This is a genomic window from Pseudomonas sp. 1176_21 (assembly GCF_052850635.1).
Genome location: NZ_VXCV01000002.1, coordinates 187,215 through 208,308 on the forward strand (window position 1 = coordinate 187,215; position 21,094 = coordinate 208,308).

Genomic DNA, 21,094 nt, shown 5'->3' on the forward strand with positions numbered 1-21,094 from the left:
AAACAGGTCGAACAATATATTGGAAAAGATCAATAGCCAGCTATATGCTTTTTTCACTGCCTGCGAGGCCGTGCCCCTTTCGAGGTCCCCGTGAAAACTGCTGTTGCCCATGAGCTGCCCCCTGCCCCGGCGAGCACCGCCGCCCCCCTGAACGAAAGCTGGATCGAGAAAGGCACCCCTGCGTTCATGCGCACGGTGCTGGCGTTGTTCTGTGGCGGCTTTGCCACCTTCGCCCTGCTGTACTGCGTGCAGCCGATGATGCCGCTGCTGTCCCACGAGTTCTCCATCAATGCCGCCCAGAGCAGCCTGGTGCTGTCGGTGTCGACCGGCCTGCTGGCGTTCGGGCTGCTGGTAACCGGGCCGATTTCCGACCGCGTCGGGCGCAAGCCGGTGATGGTGTTCGCCCTGTTCTGCGCCGCGCTGTGCACCATCGCCAGCGCATTGATGCCCAGCTGGCACGGCGTGCTGGCCATGCGTGCCCTGGTGGGCCTGTCGCTGAGCGGGCTGGCGGCGGTGGCCATGACCTACCTGAGCGAAGAGATTCATCCGCAGCACATCGGCCTGGCCATGGGGCTGTACATCGGCGGCAACGCCATCGGCGGCATGAGCGGGCGCCTGATCACCGGGGTACTGATCGACTTCGTCAGCTGGCACACCGCGATGCTGGTGATCGGCGGCCTGGCGCTGGTCGCGGCGGCAGTGTTCTGGAGGATCCTGCCCGAGTCGCGCAACTTCAGTGCACGCTCGATGAACCCGCGCAGCCTGCTGAACGGCTTCACCCAGCACTTTCGCGACGCCGGGCTGCCGTGGCTGTTTCTGGAAGCGTTTCTGCTGATGGGCGCCTTCGTCACGCTGTTCAACTACATCGGCTACCGGCTGCTCGCCGAGCCGTACCACATGAGCCAGGCGCTGGTGGGGCTGCTGTCGGTGGTGTACCTGGCCGGCATCTACAGCTCGGCGCAGATCGGCGCACTGTCGGACAAGCTGGGGCGGCGCAAGGTGTTCTGGATGAGCATCCTGCTGATGTTCGGTGGGTTGCTGCTGACGCTGTTCTCGCCCCTGGTGCTGGTGATCGTCGGCATGCTGGTGTTCACCTTCGGCTTCTTTGGCGCGCATTCGGTGGCCAGCAGCTGGATCGGCCGGCGTGCGCTCACGGCCAAAGGGCAGGCCTCTTCGCTGTATCTGTTCAGCTATTACGCGGGGTCGAGCGTGGCGGGCACGGCAGGCGGGGTGTTCTGGCATTACGGTGGGTGGAACGGCATCGGGCTGTTCATCGGCAGCCTGCTGGTGATCGCACTGCTGGTGGCGTTGCACCTGAGCAAGCTGCCGGCGCTGCCGGGGAATGTGAAACCCTGACGGGCCCCTTCGCCGGCAAGGCCAGCTCCTACGCAGATCTCTGTAGGAGCCGGCCTTGCCGGCGAAGCTGTTCAGTTGATGATTTCGACCAGGTCGACATCGATCTCGCGGGACATCAGGTTCTTCTCGACCTCACCGGTCAGCTTGACCTTGGTCTTGTCGTTGAAGGCCACCGCCGGCAAGTCTTCGTTGTCGATCTCGACGGTGATGGTGCCGCTGGCATCCTTGAATTCGTACTTGTCGTCGTTGTTGAGCTTCTTGACCACAAAGCCCTGCAGTACCACCGGGGTATCGTCGGCGGCGTCGTTGGCTGCCGCGACCGTGGTGACCGGCTGGGCGCCAGGGCCGGTGTAGCCGGCGGCCATCGCGCCAGTGGTGAACAGCGGGGCAAGCAGCAGAGCCAGGTAACGAGTTTTCATGGTGGGCATTCCGTTTCAAGTGGGGATGCGCTCAGGTTAATCCCCACGCCTGAACTGAAGCTTAATGCGCGATGGTGGGAAACCCGATCAGGCCAGCAACGCGGTGAGGCTCAGAATCGGCATAAGGATGGCCAGCCCGATGAACAGCATCACACCGCCCGTCATCGCCAGCATCAATGGCTCAAACAGGCCCAGGGCTCGTTCAACCCTTACGTCCGACAGCAAACCGTGCCACCTCAGTCGACGCCGCAGTGCGTGCAACGCGAGCCGTGCGAACACGCCGGCGGCGACCAGCACACCGGCAAACGGCAGCGCAAAGCGCTGCCCGCTCTCGTTCAGCGCCATCGAAATGCGGATCGTGGCCGGCAACGCCTGCTGGTGATGGGCGAATATCTGCACGACATCAGGGATCACGACACCCAGCAGGAACGCGAAGATGGCCAGCACGGCGCACATCAGGATCGCCGGACACAGCAACGCCAGGCGGATGCCCTGACGCGTCAGTTGCTGGTTGTCACCGTGCTCGGCAAGCCGTTGGCAGGTTGCCGCCAGCAGGGGATGCTGTACTGCGCGGGTATCCTTGGGCACGGGTTCCTTCCTTGAATGGCACGGCTGTGCATCGAGGTCGGAATGGTAAGGGAGGGGGCTTGGACGGGCAGTAGGACGGATCGGCGGGGGAGCGTGAAAAGTCAGTGGCGGGGCCGCGATACGCGGCACCCGCCAGGCAGTTGCCCGTTACTGGTGGTACTGCGCCGACAGTTCGTGCACGGCGTGGATGAAGGCACCGGCATGTTCCGGATCGACTTCCGGGGTGATGCCATGGCCCAGGTTGAACACGTGGCCGGTACCGTGGCCATAGCTGGCCAGGATACGCCCGACTTCGGCGCGGATGGCCTCGGGCTTGGCGTAGAGCACGGTCGGGTCCATGTTGCCCTGCAGGGCCACCTTGCTGCCCACGCGCTGGCGCGCCTCACCGATGTCGCAGGTCCAGTCCAGGCCCAGCGCGTCGGCGCCGGCATCAGCAATGCTTTCCAGCCACAGGCCGCCGTTCTTGGTGAACAGGATCACCGGCACCTTGCGCCCTTCGTGCTCGCGGATCAGGCCGCTGACGATCTTGCGCATGTAGGCCAGGGAGAACTCCTGGTACGCCGCCGCCGACAGGTTGCCACCCCAGGTGTCGAAGATCTGCACGGCCTGTGCGCCGGCCAGGATCTGCCCGTTGAGGTAGCTGACCACCGACTGGGCGAGCTTGTCGAGCAGCAGGTGCATGGCCTGCGGGTTGTCGTAGAGCATGGCCTTGGTCTTGCGAAAGTCCTTGGACGAGCCGCCTTCGACCATGTAGGTGGCCAGGGTCCACGGGCTGCCGGAGAAGCCGATCAGCGGCACACGGCCGTTGAGCTCGCGGCGGATGGTGCTGACCGCATCCATCACGTAGCCCAGGTCCTTTTGCGGGTCGGGGATCGGCAGCGCCTCGATGTCGGCCAGGGTGCTGATGACTTTCTTGAAGCGCGGGCCTTCGCCGGTTTCGAAATACAGGCCCTGGCCCATGGCATCAGGGATGGTCAGGATGTCCGAGAACAGGATCGCGGCGTCCAGCGGGTAGCGGTCCAGCGGCTGCATCGTGACCTCGCAGGCGAACTGCGGGTTCATGCACAGGCTCATGAAGTCACCGGCCTTGGCGCGGCTGGCGCGGTACTCCGGCAGGTAGCGGCCGGCCTGGCGCATCATCCACACCGGGGTGACGTCTACGGGTTGCTTGAGCAGGGCGCGCAGAAAACGATCGTTCTTCAAGGCAGTCATGTCGGCATCCGGAAAAAAAGTGGGGGCATTTTCTCAGACACCAACGTAAAAGGCACGGTATGAACCGTGCCTTTTGTCTATCGACCTGTGGTAGGTCAATAGATTTAGTTAAAAGCTTCGCCGGCAAGGCCGGCTCCTACAGGTTTGGCAGGAGCCAGCCTTGCCGGCGAAGAGGCCCGATCAGACCTCCAGGTAGTCCAGAATCCCCTCGGCGGCATTGCGCCCCTCGAAGATAGCCGTCACCACCAGGTCCGAACCGCGCACCATGTCGCCACCGGCAAACACCTTGGGGTTGCTGGTCTGGTGCTTGAAGCGGTTCTGCTCCGGCGCCACCACACGGCCCTGGCTGTCGGTCTGGATGCTGAACTGCTCGAACCACGGCGCAGGGCTGGGGCGGAAACCGAAGGCGATGACCACAGCGTCCGCCGGGATGATCTCTTCGGAACCCGGAATCGGCTCCGGGCTGCGACGGCCACGGGCATCCGGCTCGCCGAGACGGGTCTCGACCACCTTCACGCCCTCGACCTTGTCTTCACCCACGATCGCGATCGGCTGGCGGTTGTAGAGGAACTTCACGCCCTCCTCCTTGGCGTTCTTCACCTCCTTGCGCGAGCCGGGCATGTTCGCCTCGTCACGCCGGTAGGCACAGGTCACGGCCTTGGCGCCCTGGCGAATGGAGGTACGGTTGCAGTCCATCGCGGTGTCGCCGCCGCCCAGCACCACGACCTTCTTGTCCTTCATGTCGACGAAGTCTTGCGGGGACTTTTCAAAGCCCAGGTTGCGGTTGACGTTGGCGATCAGAAAATCCAGCGCGTCGTGCACACCCGGCAGGTCTTCGCCAGGGAAGCCACCCTTCATGTAGGTGTAGGTGCCCATGCCCATGAACACCGCATCGAACTCCTCGAGCAACTGGTCCATGGTGACGTCCTTGCCCACCTCGGTGTTCAGGCGGAACTCGATGCCCATGCCGGTGAAGACTTCGCGGCGGTTGCTGAGCACGGTCTTTTCCAGCTTGAACTCGGGGATGCCGAAGGTCAGCAGGCCGCCGATCTCGGGGTTCTTGTCGAACACCACCGGGGTTACCCCGCCGCGCACCAGCACGTCGGCACAACCCAGGCCCGCCGGGCCGGCACCGATCACCGCGACGCGCTTGCCGGTGGGCACCACCTTGGACATGTCCGGGCGCCAGCCCATGGCGAAGGCGGTGTCGGTGATGTACTTCTCCACCGAGCCGATGGTCACCGCGCCGAAGCCGTCGTTGAGGGTACAGGCACCCTCGCACAGGCGATCCTGCGGGCACACCCGGCCGCACACTTCGGGCAGGGTGTTGGTCTGGTGCGACAGCTCCGCAGCGGCGAGGATGTTGCCCTCCGACACCAGCTTGAGCCAGTTGGGAATGAAGTTGTGCACCGGGCACTTCCATTCGCAGTACGGGTTGCCACAGCCCAGGCAGCGGTGGGCCTGTTCGGCCGACTGCTGGGGTTTGAAGGGCTCGTAGATTTCCACGAACTCTTTCTTGCGTTGACGCAACAGTTTCTTCTTCGGATCCTTGCGCCCGACCTCGATGAACTGGAAGTCATTACTCAGACGTTCAGCCATGTTCAAAACCTCATCAAACTCTTCAGGCGCATATCACTGCGGGTTGGCACGGGTGCTGGACAGCAGGTTCTTCAGGTTGGCCGCCTTCGGCTTGACCAGCCAGAAGCGACGCACGTAGTCATCCAGGTTTTCCCAGAGCTCACGACCCCATTCGCTGTTGGTTTCTTCGACGTATTCACCCAGCACGCGCTGCAGGTGGCTGCGATAAGCCTCCATCGCCTCGCCGCTGATACGCTGGATCTCCACCAGTTCGTGGTTGACCTTGTCGACGAAGCTATTGTCCTGGTCGAGCACGTAGGCAAAACCACCGGTCATCCCGGAACCGAAGTTGTAACCGGTCTTGCCCAATACGCAGACAAAGCCCCCGGTCATGTATTCACAGCAGTGATCGCCCGTGCCCTCGACGATGGCGTGGGCACCGGAGTTGCGCACCGCGAAGCGCTCACCCGCGGTACCGGCGGCGAACAGCTTGCCGCCCGTGGCGCCGTACAGACAGGTGTTGCCGACGATGGCGCTGTGCTGGGTTTCGAACGGGCTGCCCGCTGGCGGCACGATCACCAGTTTGCCGCCGGTCATGCCCTTGCCGACATAGTCGTTGGCATCACCTTCGAGGTACATGTTCAGGCCACCGGCGTTCCACACCCCGAAGCTCTGCCCGGCAGTGCCCTTGAAGCGGAAGGTCAGCGGCGCCTTGGCCATGCCCTGGTTGCCGTGCAGGCGGGCAATTTCACCGGAGATCCGCGCGCCGATGGAGCGGTCGCAGTTGCAGATATCCAGCTCGAACTCGCCGCCGGCCAGGTCACGGATCGCCGGCAGGGCGATCTGCACCATCTTCTCGGCCAGCACGCCCTTGTCGAACGGCGGGTTGCGGTCCACTTCGCAGAACTGCGGCTTGTCGGCCGGAACGTGCGGGCTGCCCAGCAACGGGCTGAGGTCCAGGTGCTTCTGCTTCTCGGTTTCACCGGGGAGCATTTCCAGCAGGTCGGTCCGCCCGATCAGCTCGCCCAGGCTGCGCACGCCCAGCCTGGCCAGCCATTCACGGGTTTCCTCGGCCACGTAGGTGAAGAAGTTGACCACCATGTCGACGGTGCCGATGTAGTGGTCCTTGCGCAGTTTTTCGTTCTGCGTGGCCACGCCGGTGGCGCAGTTGTTCAGGTGGCAGATGCGCAGGTACTTGCAGCCCAGGGCGATCATCGGTGCGGTGCCGAAGCCGAAGCTCTCGGCGCCGAGGATCGCGGCCTTGACCACGTCCAGGCCGGTTTTCAGGCCGCCATCGGTCTGTACCCGCACCTTGCCGCGCAGGTCGTTGCCGCGCAGGGTCTGGTGGGTTTCGGCCAGGCCCAGTTCCCACGGTGCACCGGCATACTTGATGGAGGTCAGCGGCGAGGCGCCGGTACCACCGTCGTAGCCGGAGATGGTGATCAGGTCGGCATAGGCCTTGGCCACGCCGGCGGCGATGGTGCCTACCCCGGCTTCGGCCACCAGCTTGACCGAGACCAGCGCCTGCGGGTTGACCTGCTTCAGGTCGAAGATCAGCTGCGAGAGGTCTTCGATCGAGTAGATGTCATGGTGCGGCGGTGGCGAGATCAGGGTCACGCCCGGCACCGCATAGCGCAGCCTGGCGATCAGGCCGTTGACCTTGCCGCCCGGCAGCTGGCCGCCCTCGCCCGGCTTGGCGCCCTGGGCCACCTTGATCTGCAGCACTTCGGCGTTGACCAGGTATTCGGGAGTGACGCCGAAGCGGCCGGTGGCCACCTGCTTGATCTTGGAACTGCGGATGGTGCCGTAGCGGGCCGGGTCTTCGCCGCCCTCGCCGGAGTTGGAGCGCGCGCCCAGGCGGTTCATCGCCTCGGCCAGGGCTTCGTGGGCCTCAGGCGACAGCGCGCCCAGGGAAATACCCGCCGAGTCGAAGCGCTTGAGGATGGCCTCCAGCGGCTCGACTTCGCTCAGGTCCAGCGGCTGCTCCAGGGTTTTCACCTTGAGCAGGTCGCGGATCATCGACACCGGACGCTTGTCGACCAGTGCGGTGTATTCCTTGAACTTGGCGTAGTCGCCCTGCTGCACGGCAGCTTGCAGGGTATTGACCACGTCCGGGTTGTAGGCGTGGTATTCGCCACCGTGCACGAACTTGAGCAGGCCGCCCTGCTGGATCGGCTTGCGCGGGCTCCAGGCTTCGGCGGCCAGCAGCTTCTGCTCGTTCTCGATGTCGACGAAGCGCGCGCCCTTGAGGCGGCTGGCCACGCCACGGAAGCTGAGGTTGACCACTTCCTCGGACAGGCCCACGGCTTCGAACAGCTGCGCGCCCCGGTAGGAACCGATGGTCGAGATGCCCATCTTGGAGAGGATCTTGAGCAGGCCCTTGGAGATGCCCTTGCGGTAGTACTTGAACACTTCGTCCAGGTCACCGAGCACTTCGCCGGTGCGGATCAGGTCGGCCAGCACTTCGTAGGCAAGATACGGGTACACCGCCGAGGCGCCGAACCCGATCAGCACCGCGTAGTGGTGTGGATCGCGGGCGGTGGCGGTCTCGACCAGGATGTTGCTGTCGCAGCGCAGGCCCAGTTCGGTCAGGCGATGGTGCACGGCGCCCACGGCCAGCGACGCATGCACCGGCAGCTTGCCGGGTGCGATATGACGGTCGCTCAGCACCAGCTGGGTCTTGCCGCTGCGCACGGCTTCTTCGGCCTGTTCGGTGATGTTGCGCACGGCCGCTTCCAGGCCGATGCTTTCCTCGTAGTTGAGGTCGATCACCTGGCGTTCGAAGCCCGGGCGGTCGAGGTTCATCAGCGAGCGCCACTTGGCCGGCGAAATCACCGGCGAGCTGAGAATCACCCGCGAGGCGTGCTCGGGGGACTCCTGGAAGATGTTGCGCTCGGCACCCAGGCAGATCTCCAGCGACATCACGATGGCTTCGCGCAGCGGGTCGATCGGCGGGTTGGTGACCTGCGCGAACTGCTGGCGGAAGTAGTCGTAGGTGGAACGCACGCGTTGCGACAGGATCGCCATCGGCGTGTCGTCGCCCATCGAGCCCACGGCTTCCTGGCCCTGCTCACCCAAGGGGCGCAGCACCTGGTCACGCTCCTCGAAGGTGACCTGGAACATCTTCATGTACTGCTTGAGCTGGTCGCCGTCGTAGCTGGCCACGCCCTGGTCGTCGCTCAGGTCGGCCTGGATGCGCAGGGCATTCTGGCGCAACCAGCGCTTGTACGGGTGGCGCGACTTGAGGCGGTTGTCGATCGCATCGGTGTCGAGGATCTGGCCGGTCTCGGTGTCGACCGCGAAAATCTGCCCCGGGCCCACGCGGCCCTTGGCGATGACGTCTTCGGGCTTGTAGTCCCACACGCCGATTTCCGACGCCAGGGTGATATAGCCGTTCTTGGTGGTGACCCAGCGCGCCGGGCGCAGGCCGTTGCGGTCGAGCAGGCACACGGCATGGCGGCCTTCGGTGAGCACGATGCCCGCCGGGCCGTCCCAGGCTTCCATGTGCATGGAGTTGTATTCATAGAACGCGCGCAGGTCGGGGTCCATGGTCTCGACGTTCTGCCAGGCCGGCGGTACCAGCATGCGCACGCCACGGAACAGGTCGATGCCACCGGTGACCATCAGCTCGAGCATGTTGTCCATCGACGAGGAGTCGGAGCCCACGCGGTTGACCAGCGGGCCGAGCTCTTCCAGATCCGGGATCAGGTCGTTGGCGAACTTGGTACGCCGCGCCTGGGCCCAGTTGCGGTTGCCGGTGATGGTATTGATCTCGCCGTTGTGGGCGAGGAAGCGAAATGGCTGGGCCAGCGGCCATTTGGGCAGGGTATTGGTGGAGAAGCGCTGGTGGAACACGCAGATCGCCGTCTGCAGGCGCTCGTCGCTCAGGTCCGGATAGAAGGCGGTGAGGTCCGCCGGCATCATCAGGCCTTTGTAGATGATGGTCTTGTGCGAAAAGCTGCAGATGTAGTGTTCGGCATCGGCGGCGTTGGCCACCGACGAGCGACGCCGGGCGCTGAACAGCTTGATCGCGAACTCCTGATCGCTCAGGCCTTCGCCACCGACGAACACCTGCTCGATCTGCGGCAGGCGCTCCAGCGCCAGGCGACCGAGCACGCTGGTGTCGATCGGCACCTTGCGCCAGCCCACCAGGCTCAGGCCTGCAGCGAGGATCTCGCGGTTCATGTTGTCGCGCGCGGCTTCGGCCTTGGCGGTGTCCTGGTTGAAGAACACCATGCCGACCGCGTACTGGCGGGGCAGCTCGCTGCCGAACTGTTCCAGGGCCACGGCCCGCAGGAACCGATCGGGCTTCTGCATCAGCAGCCCGCAGCCGTCGCCGGTCTTGCCGTCGGCGTTGATCCCACCACGGTGGGTCATGCAGGTCAGGGCCTGGATAGCCGTTTGCAAAAGGTGGTGGCTGGGTTCGCCCGTCATATGGGCGATCAGGCCGAAACCACAGTTATCCTTGAATTCTTCGGGATGGTACAGACCTGTTTTCATAGACACTTTCTCACCAGGTTCGCCTCTCACCAAGGCAAATCTCTTTTTAATACAACCACTTACCATCCACGCCGAACGAACGTCAGCTTTGCGGGGGCAATACGGATGCCATTGTTGCACAGCGACAGTGAAGCCCACAAATTTACTGACGCATCAGTGAAAATCCATGTCGCATTTTTGAATGTTTTTATACAAGAATCCGTGGTAACGGAATTGCTTGAGTCTGAAGCGTTTCAGCCTGGACTGCAACAGGGGCTTGTGGCCGGCAGTCTGGGACAGAAAAGCCTGCCGCGTGTTACGCAGCAGGCTAGACCGGGGTTCAGGAGTCGCTCAGCAGGTGGCGGGGGTAGTGCCACCCGACCATGTATCAGCGGGTCGCAGCCAGTTCTTGTTGGACGCTGGCAACGGTACGAGGCCAAGGTTTACCAGCCTGGACCTTGGCTGGCAAGGTTTTGATTGCAGCGACGGCTGCATCGCGGCTGGAGAAGTTGCCGTAGGTGATCACGTACAGGGGTTTGCCCTGCAGGGTTTTCTTGAAGTAGCGATAGTCGCCACCCTCGGCCTTGACGAACGCCTGGGCCGATGCCTCGGAACTGGTGCCCAGGATCTGCACCACGTAGTTGCCTGGCGCCTGGCCGCTGTACCAGCTACCGCCCGCAGCGGGCTTGGCAGCGGGTTTTTCTGCAGGTTTGGGTGCTGGCTTGGCCGTGGCCACCTGCACGGGTGCAGGGGCGGGCTTGGCGGCAGGTGCAACCGGCTTGCTGGCCACTGGCGCGGCAGGCTGCTGCGCCGGTACAACCGGCTGGGCCATCGTAGGCGCCGGGCCTGCAGTGACACCGGCGGGCGGTGCAGTGGTGGTAACGGTAGGCGGCTGCAGTGCAGTGTCGCCAGCCGGGCCGGATTCCTCGCCATCACCCATGCCGGCCGCCTCGGCCAGCGGGCCGCGCATCACCGGCTGGGACTGGCCCACCAGTGGCAGCGGCATCGGCTGCGAAGAACCGGCGAACTCGATGGCCGGGCCACCGTTGTTCGACTGGGCATTGCCCGGCTTGCCCTGGCCCAGGGGCAGTTGCGCCTGCTCGGCAGGCGCAGTGGCCGGCGCCTGGTCGCCCTTCTTGGGCATCAGCACGGCTGCCGCCACGGCAACCACTACCACGGCAGACAACGCCAGCACGTGTTTCTTCGGCATATTGAACCCCATTGATGGTCGCTTCACCGGCGAGCGGGTGGCGAGCATGGCTTCGATCATGGTATCGCGGGCCACCTGGTTGATTGCTCCAGGCCAGCCGTCCGAGTTTTCGTGAATCTCGGCGATCTGCTCGCTGGTGAACACCTCGATGCCACGCCCGGCACCTTCCAGACGCTGCTCCAGGTATTCCCGGGTTTCGTCCTCGGTGTAGGGCTGCAACTCGATGACGTGGAAACGCTCCTGCTCGGCATTGAGTTCATCCAGGGCTGCGATCAGTGACGGCTCGCCGAACAGGAACACGTGCGGGCGACCTTCCGGTGTGCCCGCCGCCAGTTCCAGCAAGGCTTGGAGTGCCGACTCGCCAAGTTGTTCCGCATCGTCCACCAGCAAGTAGACTTCCTGACCGGTCAGCGCCAGCTGCACGATCTGGGCGAGGATCTCGGTGACTTGCGCCTTGGCCACGTTCAGCGACTGCGCTACCTGGGCCAGCAGGCCGGCTGCATCGCCGGCGCCACGCGCCGAAACCACCACGCTGAGCACCGACTGCTTGTTGGTGCTGGCCACCAGGGCCTGGCGCAGCAGGGTCTTGCCGCTGCCCAGAGGGCCTGTGACCACCAGCAGCAACTGGCTGTAGCGGGCCAGGTGATGCAACTGGCCCAGCACCGGCTTGCGCTGGGCAGGGAAGAACTTGAAGCCAGGCACCCGCGCAGCGAAGGGGTCATGGTTCAACTGGTAATGGCCGAGAAAGGCCTCGTCGGCATGCAAACTAGTCATCGAACTCTCGTCAACCTCAAAGCTGGGCCACGATTGCGCGGTAATCCGCCGCCAGCGTGGCCTGAAGAATCTCTTGCGGATAGTCGTCGGTCACCACGGCTTCGCCCATATGGCGCAGCAGGACCAGGCGCAGACGACCGTCGAGCACCTTTTTATCGACCGCCATGTGTTCCATGAAGTGGGCCGGGGTCATTTCGGCCGGAGGCACCACCGGCAGGCCGGCGCGCTGGAACAGGCGAATGCCGCGGTCGCGCTGCGCCTGGCTGATCCAGCCCAGGCGCATGGACATTTCCAGGGCCATTACCGTGCCAGCCGCCACGGCTTCACCGTGCAGCCACACACCATAGCCCATGTGGGTTTCGATGGCGTGGCCAAAGGTGTGACCGAGATTGAGCGTGGCACGCACGCCCGACTCGCGCTCGTCAGCCCCCACCACGGCCGCCTTGGCCTCGCAGGAGCGCTGGATGGCGCGGGTCAGTGCAGCCTGGTCGAGCGCACGCAGCGCATCGACATTGTCTTCGAGCCAGCCCAGAAACGGCTCGTCGCAGATCAGACCGTACTTGATCACCTCGGCCAGGCCCGCCGACAGCTCGCGCGGCGGCAGGCTCTTGAGGCTGGCGGTATCGATCAGCACCGCGTTGGGCTGATAGAAGGCACCGACCATGTTCTTGCCCAGCGGGTGGTTGATGCCGGTCTTGCCGCCCACCGACGAGTCCACCTGGGACAGCAGCGTGGTGGGCACCTGGATGAAGTCCACGCCGCGCTGGTAGCAGGCGGCGGCAAAGCCGGCCATGTCGCCGATCACCCCGCCGCCCAGGGCGATCACGGTGGTGCGACGGTCGTGGCGCGCCGTCAGCAGGGCGTCGAAGATCAGTTGCAGGGTTTCCCAGTTCTTGAAGGCCTCGCCATCGGGCAGCACCACCGGCAGTACCGAATAGGCCCCCAGGCTGTGGGTGAGGCGTTGCAGGTAAAGGGGCGCGACAGTCTCGTTGGATACGATGGCGACCTGCTTGCCGGCAATGTGCGGCGCCAGCAGTTCAGGCTGATCCAGCAGGCCTTCGCCGATGTAGATCGGGTAGCTGCGTTCGCCCAGTTCGACCTTAAGTGTCTGCATGTGTCCCCACAAAGAACAAAGGCGCGGCATCGAAGACCCGACCCGCGCAATAACGAAGTGCCCTGCCAGGGCATGACTGGCCGCCGAGGATAGTCAAGCCTTAACGGGGCGGCAACTTCTGCAAGCGCTCCAGAATATCCAGAACCACCATGCGCGGCGGCCGCTCGTCGGTTTCCACCACCAGGTCGGCGATTTCCCGATAAAGCGGGTCGCGCAACTCGAGCAAGGCACGCAGCGTGGCCTCCGGGTTGGCCGTGCGCAGCAGCGGCCGGTTGCGGTCGCGGGCGGTACGCCCCACCTGCTGCTCCACCGAGGCGTGCAGGTAGATCACGCGCCCCCCGGCATGCAGCGCCGCACGGTTGGCATCGCGCATCACCGCGCCGCCGCCGGTGGCCAGCACCACGCCGTCGGCCTCGCACAGCTCGGCGATCATCGCCTGCTCGCGATCACGAAAGCCGGGCTCGCCTTCCTTGTCGAAGATCCACGGGATGTTGGCGCCCGTGCGCAGCTCAATTTCCTTGTCGGAATCCTTGAACGGCAGGCGCAGCTCTTTGGCCAGCAAGCGACCGATGGTGCTCTTACCGGCACCCATCGGCCCTACAAGTATCAAATTTCGCACAGAATCAACGACTCACAGCAATCGCCCGGTCACTCATGATACGCGGAGTCAGGAAGACCAGCAGCTCGGATTTTTTCTCTTGGATGACAGCGCGACGAAACAGCCGCCCAACATACGGCACATCGCCGAAAAATGGCACCTTGTCGACAACATTACTTTGCACGGTGGCATACACCCCGCCGATCACGATGGTCTCGCCATCCCCCACCTGAACCTTGGCATTCACCTCGTTCTTGCGGATCGGCGGCACGCTGTTGAGGGCATTGAGGTAGTCCGGCTCGTCCTTGGTGACCTTGACCGTCATGATCACCCGGTTGTCGACCGTGATCTGCGGGGTCACCTCCAGCGACAGCGAGGCCTCGCGAAAGGTGGTGGACGTAGTGCCGTTGGCGCCCGACTCCTGATACGGCACCTCGGTACCCTTGAGAATGCGCGCGGTTTCCTTGTCGGCGGTGACCACCTTGGGCTGGGAGATGATTTCGCCATTGCCGGTCTTTTCCATCGCGCTGAGCTCCAGGTCGAGCAGCACACTGTCGCGCACCAACCCCAGGCCGATACCCGAGGTGGCCCGTTCCACCCCCAGGTCGACGAACGGCAGCCCGTCGGCGGCCAACCCGCCTGCGCGCAGGCCGCCGCCCAGTTGCACCGCCCCGCCCCAGCGCACCCCCAGGCTTTTTTCGTAATCGACATTGGCCTCGACGATGCGCGCCTCGATCATCACCTGGCGAACCGGTACATCGAGCTGCGCGAGCAGCCGCCGCAGGTCGGCCAGGCGTGCCGACGGCTGGCTGGCAATGATGGTGTTGGTGCGCTCGTCGACCGTGATAGCGCCGGGGTCGTCGTCCTCGACCATGGCCTGGAACAGCTGCACGATGTCCCCGGCCCGCGCATGGCTGACCGTGAGCAGTTCGCGCACCAGCGTTGGCGAGGCCTGCGCCGCACGGGCCTGGGTATCGTGCCCGGCCAGTTCGGCCAAAGGCGCCACCAGCAGCACGTTGCCCTCCTGACGCCGACCCAGGCCCTTGCTGCGCAGCACCAGGTCCAGTGCCTGTTCCCAGGGCACCTCGTGCAGACGCAGGGTCACCTTGCCCTGTACTGCATCACTGGCCACCAGGTTGACCCCGGTGAAGTCGGCCAGCACCTTGAGCACCGAACGCACCTCGACATCCTGGAAACTCAACGACAGCGGCTCGCCGCCATACCCTGCCCCCTCGGCCCCAAGGCCTGCACCTGCTACCGGCAGCGCCACCATCAGTACCGCACACAGGCTGAACATCCTGTTCATCCACGACCTCCCTGGTCAGTTGACGACGTGTCGAGCCACCCCATTGGCTTCGATCACCTGCGAGCGCTCCACCCAGCCGGCGCCCTCGACCCATACCTGCTCCTCGAGCTCGACCTGCTGCGCATCGATGCGCACCACCCGCCCCTTGTCCGGCCCCAGCCGGTCACCTTCGCGCAACGGGTACAGCGCCCCCGCAACACGGATCAACGCGACCCCGCCGCGACGGTCGGCCAGGTGCCCGACCAGTTCCATCTGTTCCAGCGGCACGTGTTCCAGCGCAAATTCGAGCGCTGCGGGCGGCGGCGCGGCAAAGGGATCGCGCGCCTCCGCCAGCACCGGCGCCGGCTGCGCCACGGGGTCGACCGGCAGGCCGGACGCATAGGCCTTGAGGTGCATCTGCAGACGCAGTTGCCCACGCCCCGCCAGCGGCGCCAGGTGAAGGTCATGCAGGGTCACGCGCTCAGGCAGCGTGGCCAGGGCGTCGACAAAACCGGCCAGCGCGGCGAAGTCGCCCACCACCTGCAGGTGCACCGGCATTTCGGCATGCAGGGCCTGCGGCTGCGCCGGCAACACTTTCACCTGCTCGAACACCAGGCCCCGCCCGGCCCGGGCGACAGCCTGCAGCAGGCCGGGCATGCCGCCCGCTGGCAGCAGCCGGGCCTGGGCCTCCCGCAGGCGTTGCTCCAGGCCGAGCAAGCGGGCCTGCTGCTCGTCCAGCCGGGCGACCTGCTCTGCCTGCGCCTGCCAGGCCTGCTGCAACTCGGCTCCACGCGCCAGCGCCCGCTCAAGCGAAGCGTTCGCCCCGCGCAGGTGCAGCCCATAACCGCTACCGAGCGCCAGCAGCAGGCAAGCCGCCAGCAACAGCGCCTTGTACCGCCGAGGCCACGCTGCCATCAGGTACCAGTCGAGAGCCGAGCTCATGGCTGCACCTGCGCACGGAGGTGGAACACCTCGCCGGCGGCGGTGGCCTTGATCTCCTGCAACTGCACAGCGCCCAGGCCAGGGGCCTGATCCAGATTGCGCAGCAGTTGAGTGACCGACGCCCGCCCCTGTGCCACCCCCTCCAGGCGCAGCGCGCTGCCCTCGAGCGCCAGTGCAGTCAGTTGCAGCCCTTGTGGCACCCGCGTGGCCAGCGGTGCAAGCACCTGACCACCTGGGGATGCGGCGCGCAGCACGGCATCCAGCCCCTGGATGCGCTCCTGCAGCGCATCGCCCCGGGCGGTCAGGTCGGCCAGTTCCGCCAGCGGGCCCTCAAGCCGTGCGATGGCATCGCGCAGGGCCGCATTGGCCTGCCCCTGCTGCGCCAGGCGATAGGCGCCATGCCGGTCCAGCAGCACCACGATGGCGACCCCCAGCAGCAGAGCCACCAGCATCAACCCCTGCAACTGCCGCACACTGCGCTGGCGTTGCCAGGCCCGCCACGGCAGCAGGTTGATATCGCGCCTCACGGTGCACGCCTCATCGCCAGCCCATAGGCCAGCGCCAGGGCGGGCTCGGCGGCATCGAACACCGTGGTTTCGATACCCAGCCGACGCTGCACTTCCAGCGCCTGGGCCGAATCGGCAGCCGCCCCGGTCAGTACCAGCCGCGCCGGTGCCGGGCCCTCCAGGGCCTGCAACCAGCGTTCGATGCAGGCAGCCAACGCCTGCGGCACATCGGCCGCTGCACCCGCGTCGGCACGCCATGCCTGGTGCTGTGCATGCAGCGCCCAGTGCCCTGGCTCGACCCGCACCACGGCGACCGCGTGATCGTCCGCCCCGACCGCGCGCAACAACGCCAGGCTGTCGGTCTCGACCACCCGCGCACGCAGGCCTGCCAGCTCCAGTGCCGCCTCCAGCCCGTCGAGCCAGCCCTGATGACAGGCATACACCCCCACCGCCTCGTAGCACGGGTCGTGCGCGACCGAGCCGCGGCACTCGAAATCAAAGGCCGCCTCGTCCAGGGCAAAGGGTATGAAAGGTTCGGCCTCATGGCACAGGCGGGCAATCAGGGCATCCTCTGCCAGCCCCGCCGGCACCTGCACGGTCTTGCTCAGCACGGCCGTGGCCGGAATCGCCAGCGCCGCCTCGCGCAAGGTGGCACCGCTGCGGGCCAGGGCATCGCCCAGCACCTGCGCCAACTGTGCCGGGTCGGCCACCCGGCCGTCCTGCAGCACGCCCGCCGCCAGCGTCTGCACGGCCTGCGCACGCACCTCGAAGGCCCCTGCCACCTGCCGCAGCTGCAGCAATCGCACCGCGCAACATGAAATATCGATACCCAGCAGTGAACCGGCATCCTTGCCGAAACGTCCAAACATTGGCTTTCCCTGGCATCCGCCTGCTTCGACCGGCCCCCAGACAGGGCACCGGTCAGCCCGTGCACCGCGCAACCCACGCGGCACAGTGAAAATTGCTTATAATGCCCAGCGTTTTTTCTCGCGATCAGCCCTGCGCTCAATCCATATTTCAAACTGGACACCCCAAAGCCTTGATACGCCTGCTGAAGTTCTTCTGGTGGTCTTTCGTCGCAGTCATCTGTGCCGTCGTGCTCGGTCTGAGCGGCGCGTTTCTGTATCTTAGCCCCAGCCTGCCCTCGGTAGAGGCCCTGAGAAGCATCCAGTTGCAGATCCCTTTGCGGGTATACAGCAGCGATGGAAAGCTGATTGCCGAGTTCGGCGAGATGCGGCGTTCTCCCATCCGTTTCGCAGACATTCCCCCGCATTTCATCCAGGCTTTGCTGTCCGCCGAAGACGACAACTTCGCCAATCACTATGGGGTCGACCCCAGCAGCCTGATGCGCGCTGCAACACAATTGCTCAAGTCCGGGCACATCCAGACCGGCGGCAGCACCATCACCATGCAGGTGGCGAAGAACTTCTTCCTCAGCAGCGAACGCAGCTTCTCGCGCAAGACCAACGAGATCCTGCTGGCCCTGCAGATCGAGCGCGAGCTGACCAAGGACGAGATCCTCGAGCTGTACGTGAACAAGATCTACCTGGGCAACCGTGCCTACGGCATCGAAGCCGCAGCGCAGGTGTACTACGGCAAGTCGATCCGTGACGTGAGCCTGGCGCAGATGGCGATGATCGCCGGCCTGCCCAAGGCACCGTCGCGCTTCAACCCGCTGGCCAACCCGACGCGCGCCAAGGAACGCCGCGACTGGATCCTGGGGCGCATGTACAAGCTGGGCAAGATCGACGAAGCCAGCTACCAGGCTGCCCTGGCCGAACCGATCAACGCCAGCTACCACGTGCCGACGCCCGAGGTGAATGCCCCGTACATCGCCGAGATGGCCCGCGCCGAGATGGTCGGCCGCTACGGCAGCGACGCCTACACCGAAGGTTTCCGCGTGACCACCACGGTGCCGAGCGACCTGCAGGAAATGGCCAACAGCGCCGTGCTCGATGGCCTCAGCGCCTACGACCACCGCCACGGCTACCGCGGCCCCGAGTCGCGCCTGCCGGGCAAGACCCAGGCCGCCTGGCTGCAGGAGCTGACCAAGCTGCGCCCACTGGGCGGGCTGGAACCGGCCATCGTCACCCAGGTCGACAAGACCGGCCTGCAGGTGCTGACCAAGTCGGGCCAGACCGAGACCGTGGCCTGGGACACCATGAAATGGGCCCGCCCATTCCTCAACACCAACAGCCAGGGCCGCGCCCCGCAGCAGCCTGGCGATGTGGCCCAGGTCGGCGACGTGATCCGCGTGCAACGCACCGGCGAGGGCGAACTGAAGTTCAGCCAGGTGCCGGGCGCCCAGAGCGCACTGGTGACCCTGGACCCGAACAACGGCGCCATCCGTGCTCTGGTGGGCGGCTTCTCGTTCGAGCAGAGCAACTACAACCGCGCCATGCAGGCCAAGCGCCAGCCGGGCTCGAGCTTCAAGCCGTTCGTCTACAGCGCGGCGCTGGACAACGGCTACACCGCCGCCAGCCTGGTCAACGACGCCCCTATCGTGTTCGTCGACGAGTACCTGGACAAGGTGTGGCGACCCAAGAACGACACCAACACCTTCCTTGGCCCGATCCGCATGCGCGAGGCGCTGTACAAGTCGCGCAACCTGGTATCGATCCGCCTGCTGCAGGCCATGGGCGTGGACAAGACCATCGACTACATCGCCCGTTTCGGCTTCAACAAGCAGGACCTGCCGCGCAACCTGTCGCTGGCGCTGGGCACCGCGACCCTCACGCCGATGGAGATCGCCACCGGCTGGAGCGCGTTTGCCAACGGCGGCTACAAGATCACCCCGTACCTGATCGACCGCATCGAAAGCCGCAATGGCGAGACGCTGTTCACCGCCAACCCGCCCAGCGTGCCTCGGGGGCATCAGGACGAGGCCGGGATTGGCGCCGCCGAAACGCCGATCGTCACCGATGCGGCACTGGGCGCCGACGTGAGTGCGGTGGCGCCGCAGGTGCCGGCGGTGGCCGAGCAGATCATCGACGGGCGTACCAGCTACATCCTCACCAGCATGCTGCAGGACGTGATCAAGCGTGGCACCGGACGACGTGCCCTGGCGCTGGGGCGCACCGACCTGGCGGGCAAGACCGGTACCACCAACGAGTCCAAGGATGCGTGGTTCTCCGGCTACAACGCCGACTACGTGACCACCGTATGGAGCGGCTTCGACCAGCCCGAGACCCTGGGCCGTCGCGAGTATGGCGGTACCGTGGCGCTGCCGATCTGGATGAGCTTCATGGGCGCCGCGCTCAAGGACAAGCCGATGCACACGCTGCCGCAGCCTGAAGGCATCCTCAGCCTGCGGGTGGACCCGGTGAGCGGCCGTGCGGCCACGCCGAGCACGCCTGATGCGTACTTCGAGCTGTTCAAGGCCGAAGACACCCCGCCGTCGGTCAACGAGCTGGGTGGCAGTGCGCCAGGCAGCCCGCTGCCGGCGGACGAGTCGGCGCCGATCGATCTGTTCTGATGGGGTAACCCGGGGGCTGCCCTGCAGCCCATTCGCCAGCACAATTACCAGCCCCAAACAAAAAGCCCCGACTCTCGCGAGCCGGGGCTTTTTGCTGCAACGCTACAACGGCTCAGCCGTTGAACACGTCATCCACGCTCTTGAGCGGGTAGTTCTTCGGATACGGCAGGGTCGCCACACCGCTTTCGATCGCAGCCTTGGCCACGGCATCGGAAACCACGGTGATCAGGCGTGCGTCCATCGGCTTCGGAATGATGTACTCACGACCGAATTCCAGCGCGTCGACGCCGTAGGCAGCGCAGACTTCCTTGGGCACCGGCAGCTTGGCCAGGTCCTTCAGGGCGTTGGCGGCAGCGATCTTCATCTCTTCGTTGATGCGCTTGGCGCGAACGTCCAGGGCACCACGGAAGATGAACGGGAAGCCCAGCACGTTGTTGACCTGGTTCGGGTAGTCGGAACGACCGGTGGCCATGATCACGTCGCTGCGGGTGGCGTGGGCCAGCTCCGGCGAGATTTCCGGGTCCGGGTTCGAGCAGGCGAACACGATCGGGTTCGGTGCCATCGACTTGAGGCCTTCAGGGCTCAGCAGGTTCGGACCGGACAGGCCGACGAACACGTCAGCGCCTTCCAGGGCATCGGCCAGGCTGCGCTTGTCGGTAGCGTGGGCGAACACCGCCTTGTACTGGTTCAGGTCGTCACGGCCAGCGTGGATCACGCCGGTACGGTCGACCATGAAGATGTTTTCGATCTTCGCGCCCATGCTCACCAGCAGCTTCATGCAGGAGATGGCCGCAGCACCGGCGCCCAGGCAGACGATCTTGGCATCGGCGAGGGTCTTGCCCGCGATTTCCAGGGCGTTGATCATGCCGGCCGCGGTCACGATCGCGGTGCCGTGCTGGTCATCGTGGAACACCGGGATGTCGCACTGCTCGATCAGCGCGCGCTCGATCTCGAAGCACTCGGGTGCCTTGATGTCTTCCAGGTTGATGCCGCCGAAGGTGATCGAGATGCGCTTGACGGTGTCGATGAAGGCCTGCGGGCTTTCGGCATCGACTTCGATGTCGAACACGTCGATACCGGCGAAACGCTTGAACAGAACACCCTTGCCTTCCATCACCGGCTTGGACGCCAGTGGGCCCAGGTTGCCCAGGCCGAGGATGGCGGTGCCGTCGGAAATGACTGCTACCAGGTTGCCCTTGCCGGTGTACTGGTAGGCCAGCTCCGGGTCACGGGCGATTTCACGTACTGGCTCGGCAACACCCGGGCTGTAGGCCAGCGCCAGGTCGCGAGCAGTCGCGGTCGGTTTGGTGAGCTCTACGCTCAGTTTCCCCGGACGAGGCTGAGCATGGTATTCGAGAGCGGCAGTTTTCAAATCTGACATGATGGGCATTCCGCTTTTACTGTTCTGACGGACCGCCGAGGATACGCAAAGAGCAATGGGCCGACAAGACTGCCCGGTCACTTGTGTCAAGGCCTTTAGCCTACGACTTTAAGCCAAGAGCCGCAGCCCGCAAGGCTTTCAGTGTGTACAATCCATTTTTAAAATGTTCACAATTTA

General features: G+C 64.9%; 15 protein-coding genes. 2 read left to right on the top strand and 13 right to left on the bottom strand.

Going from position 1 to position 21,094, the window contains the following annotated elements; translation table 11 throughout:
* Positions 1 to 114: 114 nt before the first annotated feature.
* Positions 115 to 1,356: an MFS transporter gene (locus tag FW760_RS05845; protein WP_446443717.1), complete on the top strand. Its 1,242-nt coding sequence runs from the start codon at positions 115 to 117 to the stop codon at positions 1,354 to 1,356.
* Between the two features lie 71 nt (positions 1,357 to 1,427).
* Here FW760_RS05845 and FW760_RS05850 read toward each other — a convergent pair whose 3' ends face one another.
* From FW760_RS05850 to pilM, 12 genes are all read right to left on the bottom strand, one after another.
* Positions 1,428 to 1,775, bottom strand: coding sequence for a YgiW/YdeI family stress tolerance OB fold protein (locus FW760_RS05850; protein WP_043859932.1), 348 nt, complete (start codon positions 1,773 to 1,775; stop codon positions 1,428 to 1,430).
* A gap of 87 nt (positions 1,776 to 1,862) precedes the next feature.
* Positions 1,863 to 2,363: a hypothetical protein gene (locus tag FW760_RS05855; protein ID WP_116052377.1), complete on the bottom strand. Its 501-nt coding sequence runs from the start codon at positions 2,361 to 2,363 to the stop codon at positions 1,863 to 1,865.
* A 147-nt stretch (positions 2,364 to 2,510) separates the two neighbouring features.
* Positions 2,511 to 3,575 carry a uroporphyrinogen decarboxylase gene (gene hemE, locus FW760_RS05860; protein WP_043859934.1) on the bottom strand — a complete coding sequence of 355 codons (1,065 nt, stop codon included), beginning with the start codon at positions 3,573 to 3,575 and terminating at the stop codon, positions 2,511 to 2,513.
* Positions 3,576 to 3,755: 180 nt separating this feature from the next.
* A complete protein-coding gene (locus tag FW760_RS05865) occupies positions 3,756 to 5,174 on the bottom strand; it encodes an FAD-dependent oxidoreductase (protein WP_043859935.1) in 1,419 nt (472 codons plus the stop codon).
* A gap of 33 nt (positions 5,175 to 5,207) precedes the next feature.
* Positions 5,208 to 9,653, bottom strand: a complete 4,446-nt coding sequence (gltB, locus tag FW760_RS05870) for a glutamate synthase large subunit (protein WP_275729362.1) — start codon at positions 9,651 to 9,653, stop codon at positions 5,208 to 5,210.
* Positions 9,654 to 10,020: 367 nt separating this feature from the next.
* Positions 10,021 to 11,616, bottom strand: coding sequence for an AAA family ATPase (locus FW760_RS05875; RefSeq protein ID WP_043859937.1), 1,596 nt, complete (start codon positions 11,614 to 11,616; stop codon positions 10,021 to 10,023).
* A 16-nt stretch (positions 11,617 to 11,632) separates the two neighbouring features.
* The gene (gene aroB, locus FW760_RS05880) at positions 11,633 to 12,730 is read right to left on the bottom strand and encodes a 3-dehydroquinate synthase (RefSeq protein ID WP_043859938.1); all 1,098 of its coding nucleotides are present in this window, start codon (positions 12,728 to 12,730) and stop codon (positions 11,633 to 11,635) included.
* 100 nt (positions 12,731 to 12,830) lie between these two features.
* Entirely contained in the window at positions 12,831 to 13,349 is a 519-nt protein-coding gene (gene aroK / locus FW760_RS05885; protein ID WP_043859939.1) for a shikimate kinase AroK, read from the bottom strand.
* 4 nt (positions 13,350 to 13,353) lie between these two features.
* Positions 13,354 to 14,625 carry a type IV pilus secretin PilQ gene (locus tag FW760_RS05890; protein ID WP_446443718.1) on the bottom strand — a complete coding sequence of 424 codons (1,272 nt, stop codon included), beginning with the start codon at positions 14,623 to 14,625 and terminating at the stop codon, positions 13,354 to 13,356.
* A 24-nt stretch (positions 14,626 to 14,649) separates the two neighbouring features.
* On the bottom strand, positions 14,650 to 15,555 hold the full coding sequence (locus tag FW760_RS05895) for a pilus assembly protein PilP (RefSeq protein WP_078481688.1): 906 nt from the start codon (positions 15,553 to 15,555) through the stop codon (positions 14,650 to 14,652).
* Complete coding sequence (locus FW760_RS05900; protein ID WP_213606462.1) at positions 15,552 to 16,082, bottom strand: PilN domain-containing protein; 531 nt, start codon at positions 16,080 to 16,082, stop codon at positions 15,552 to 15,554. Before FW760_RS05900 ends, FW760_RS05895 begins: the two co-directional genes overlap by 4 nt.
* On the bottom strand, positions 16,079 to 16,930 hold the full coding sequence (pilM, locus tag FW760_RS05905; protein ID WP_446443696.1) for a type IV pilus biogenesis protein PilM: 852 nt from the start codon (positions 16,928 to 16,930) through the stop codon (positions 16,079 to 16,081). The genes FW760_RS05900 and pilM overlap by 4 nt, the downstream gene beginning before the upstream one ends.
* Before the next feature lie 173 nt (positions 16,931 to 17,103).
* Here pilM and FW760_RS05910 point away from each other — a divergent pair, with 173 nt between their 5' ends.
* Positions 17,104 to 19,536, top strand: a complete 2,433-nt coding sequence (locus FW760_RS05910; protein ID WP_173925097.1) for a penicillin-binding protein 1A — start codon at positions 17,104 to 17,106, stop codon at positions 19,534 to 19,536.
* 112 nt (positions 19,537 to 19,648) lie between these two features.
* Here the strand turns inward: FW760_RS05910 and FW760_RS05915 are convergent, their stop codons facing one another.
* Positions 19,649 to 20,917 (bottom strand): malic enzyme-like NAD(P)-binding protein, encoded by a 1,269-nt coding sequence (locus tag FW760_RS05915; protein WP_043860148.1) that lies wholly within the window; start codon positions 20,915 to 20,917, stop codon positions 19,649 to 19,651.
* Positions 20,918 to 21,094: the final 177 nt, after the last annotated feature.

What these genes read in the sequence shown, in the direction of transcription:
- FW760_RS05850 (WP_043859932.1), bottom strand. Translation starts at nt 1,775, where the DNA reads ATGAAAACTCGTTACCTGGCTCTGCTGCTTGCCCCGCTGTTCACCACT.
- hemE (WP_043859934.1), bottom strand. Translation starts at nt 3,575, where the DNA reads ATGACTGCCTTGAAGAACGATCGTTTTCTGCGCGCCCTGCTCAAGCAA.
- FW760_RS05865 (WP_043859935.1), bottom strand. Translation starts at nt 5,174, where the DNA reads ATGGCTGAACGTCTGAGTAATGACTTCCAGTTCATCGAGGTCGGGCGC.
- gltB (WP_275729362.1), bottom strand. Translation starts at nt 9,653, where the DNA reads ATGAAAACAGGTCTGTACCATCCCGAAGAATTCAAGGATAACTGTGGT.
- FW760_RS05875 (WP_043859937.1), bottom strand. Translation starts at nt 11,616, where the DNA reads ATGACTAGTTTGCATGCCGACGAGGCCTTTCTCGGCCATTACCAGTTG.
- aroB (WP_043859938.1), bottom strand. Translation starts at nt 12,730, where the DNA reads ATGCAGACACTTAAGGTCGAACTGGGCGAACGCAGCTACCCGATCTAC.
- FW760_RS05890 (WP_446443718.1), bottom strand. Translation starts at nt 14,625, where the DNA reads ATGTTCAGCCTGTGTGCGGTACTGATGGTGGCGCTGCCGGTAGCAGGT.
- FW760_RS05895 (WP_078481688.1), bottom strand. Translation starts at nt 15,555, where the DNA reads ATGAGCTCGGCTCTCGACTGGTACCTGATGGCAGCGTGGCCTCGGCGG.
- pilM (WP_446443696.1), bottom strand. Translation starts at nt 16,930, where the DNA reads ATGTTTGGACGTTTCGGCAAGGATGCCGGTTCACTGCTGGGTATCGAT.
- FW760_RS05915 (WP_043860148.1), bottom strand. Translation starts at nt 20,917, where the DNA reads ATGTCAGATTTGAAAACTGCCGCTCTCGAATACCATGCTCAGCCTCGT.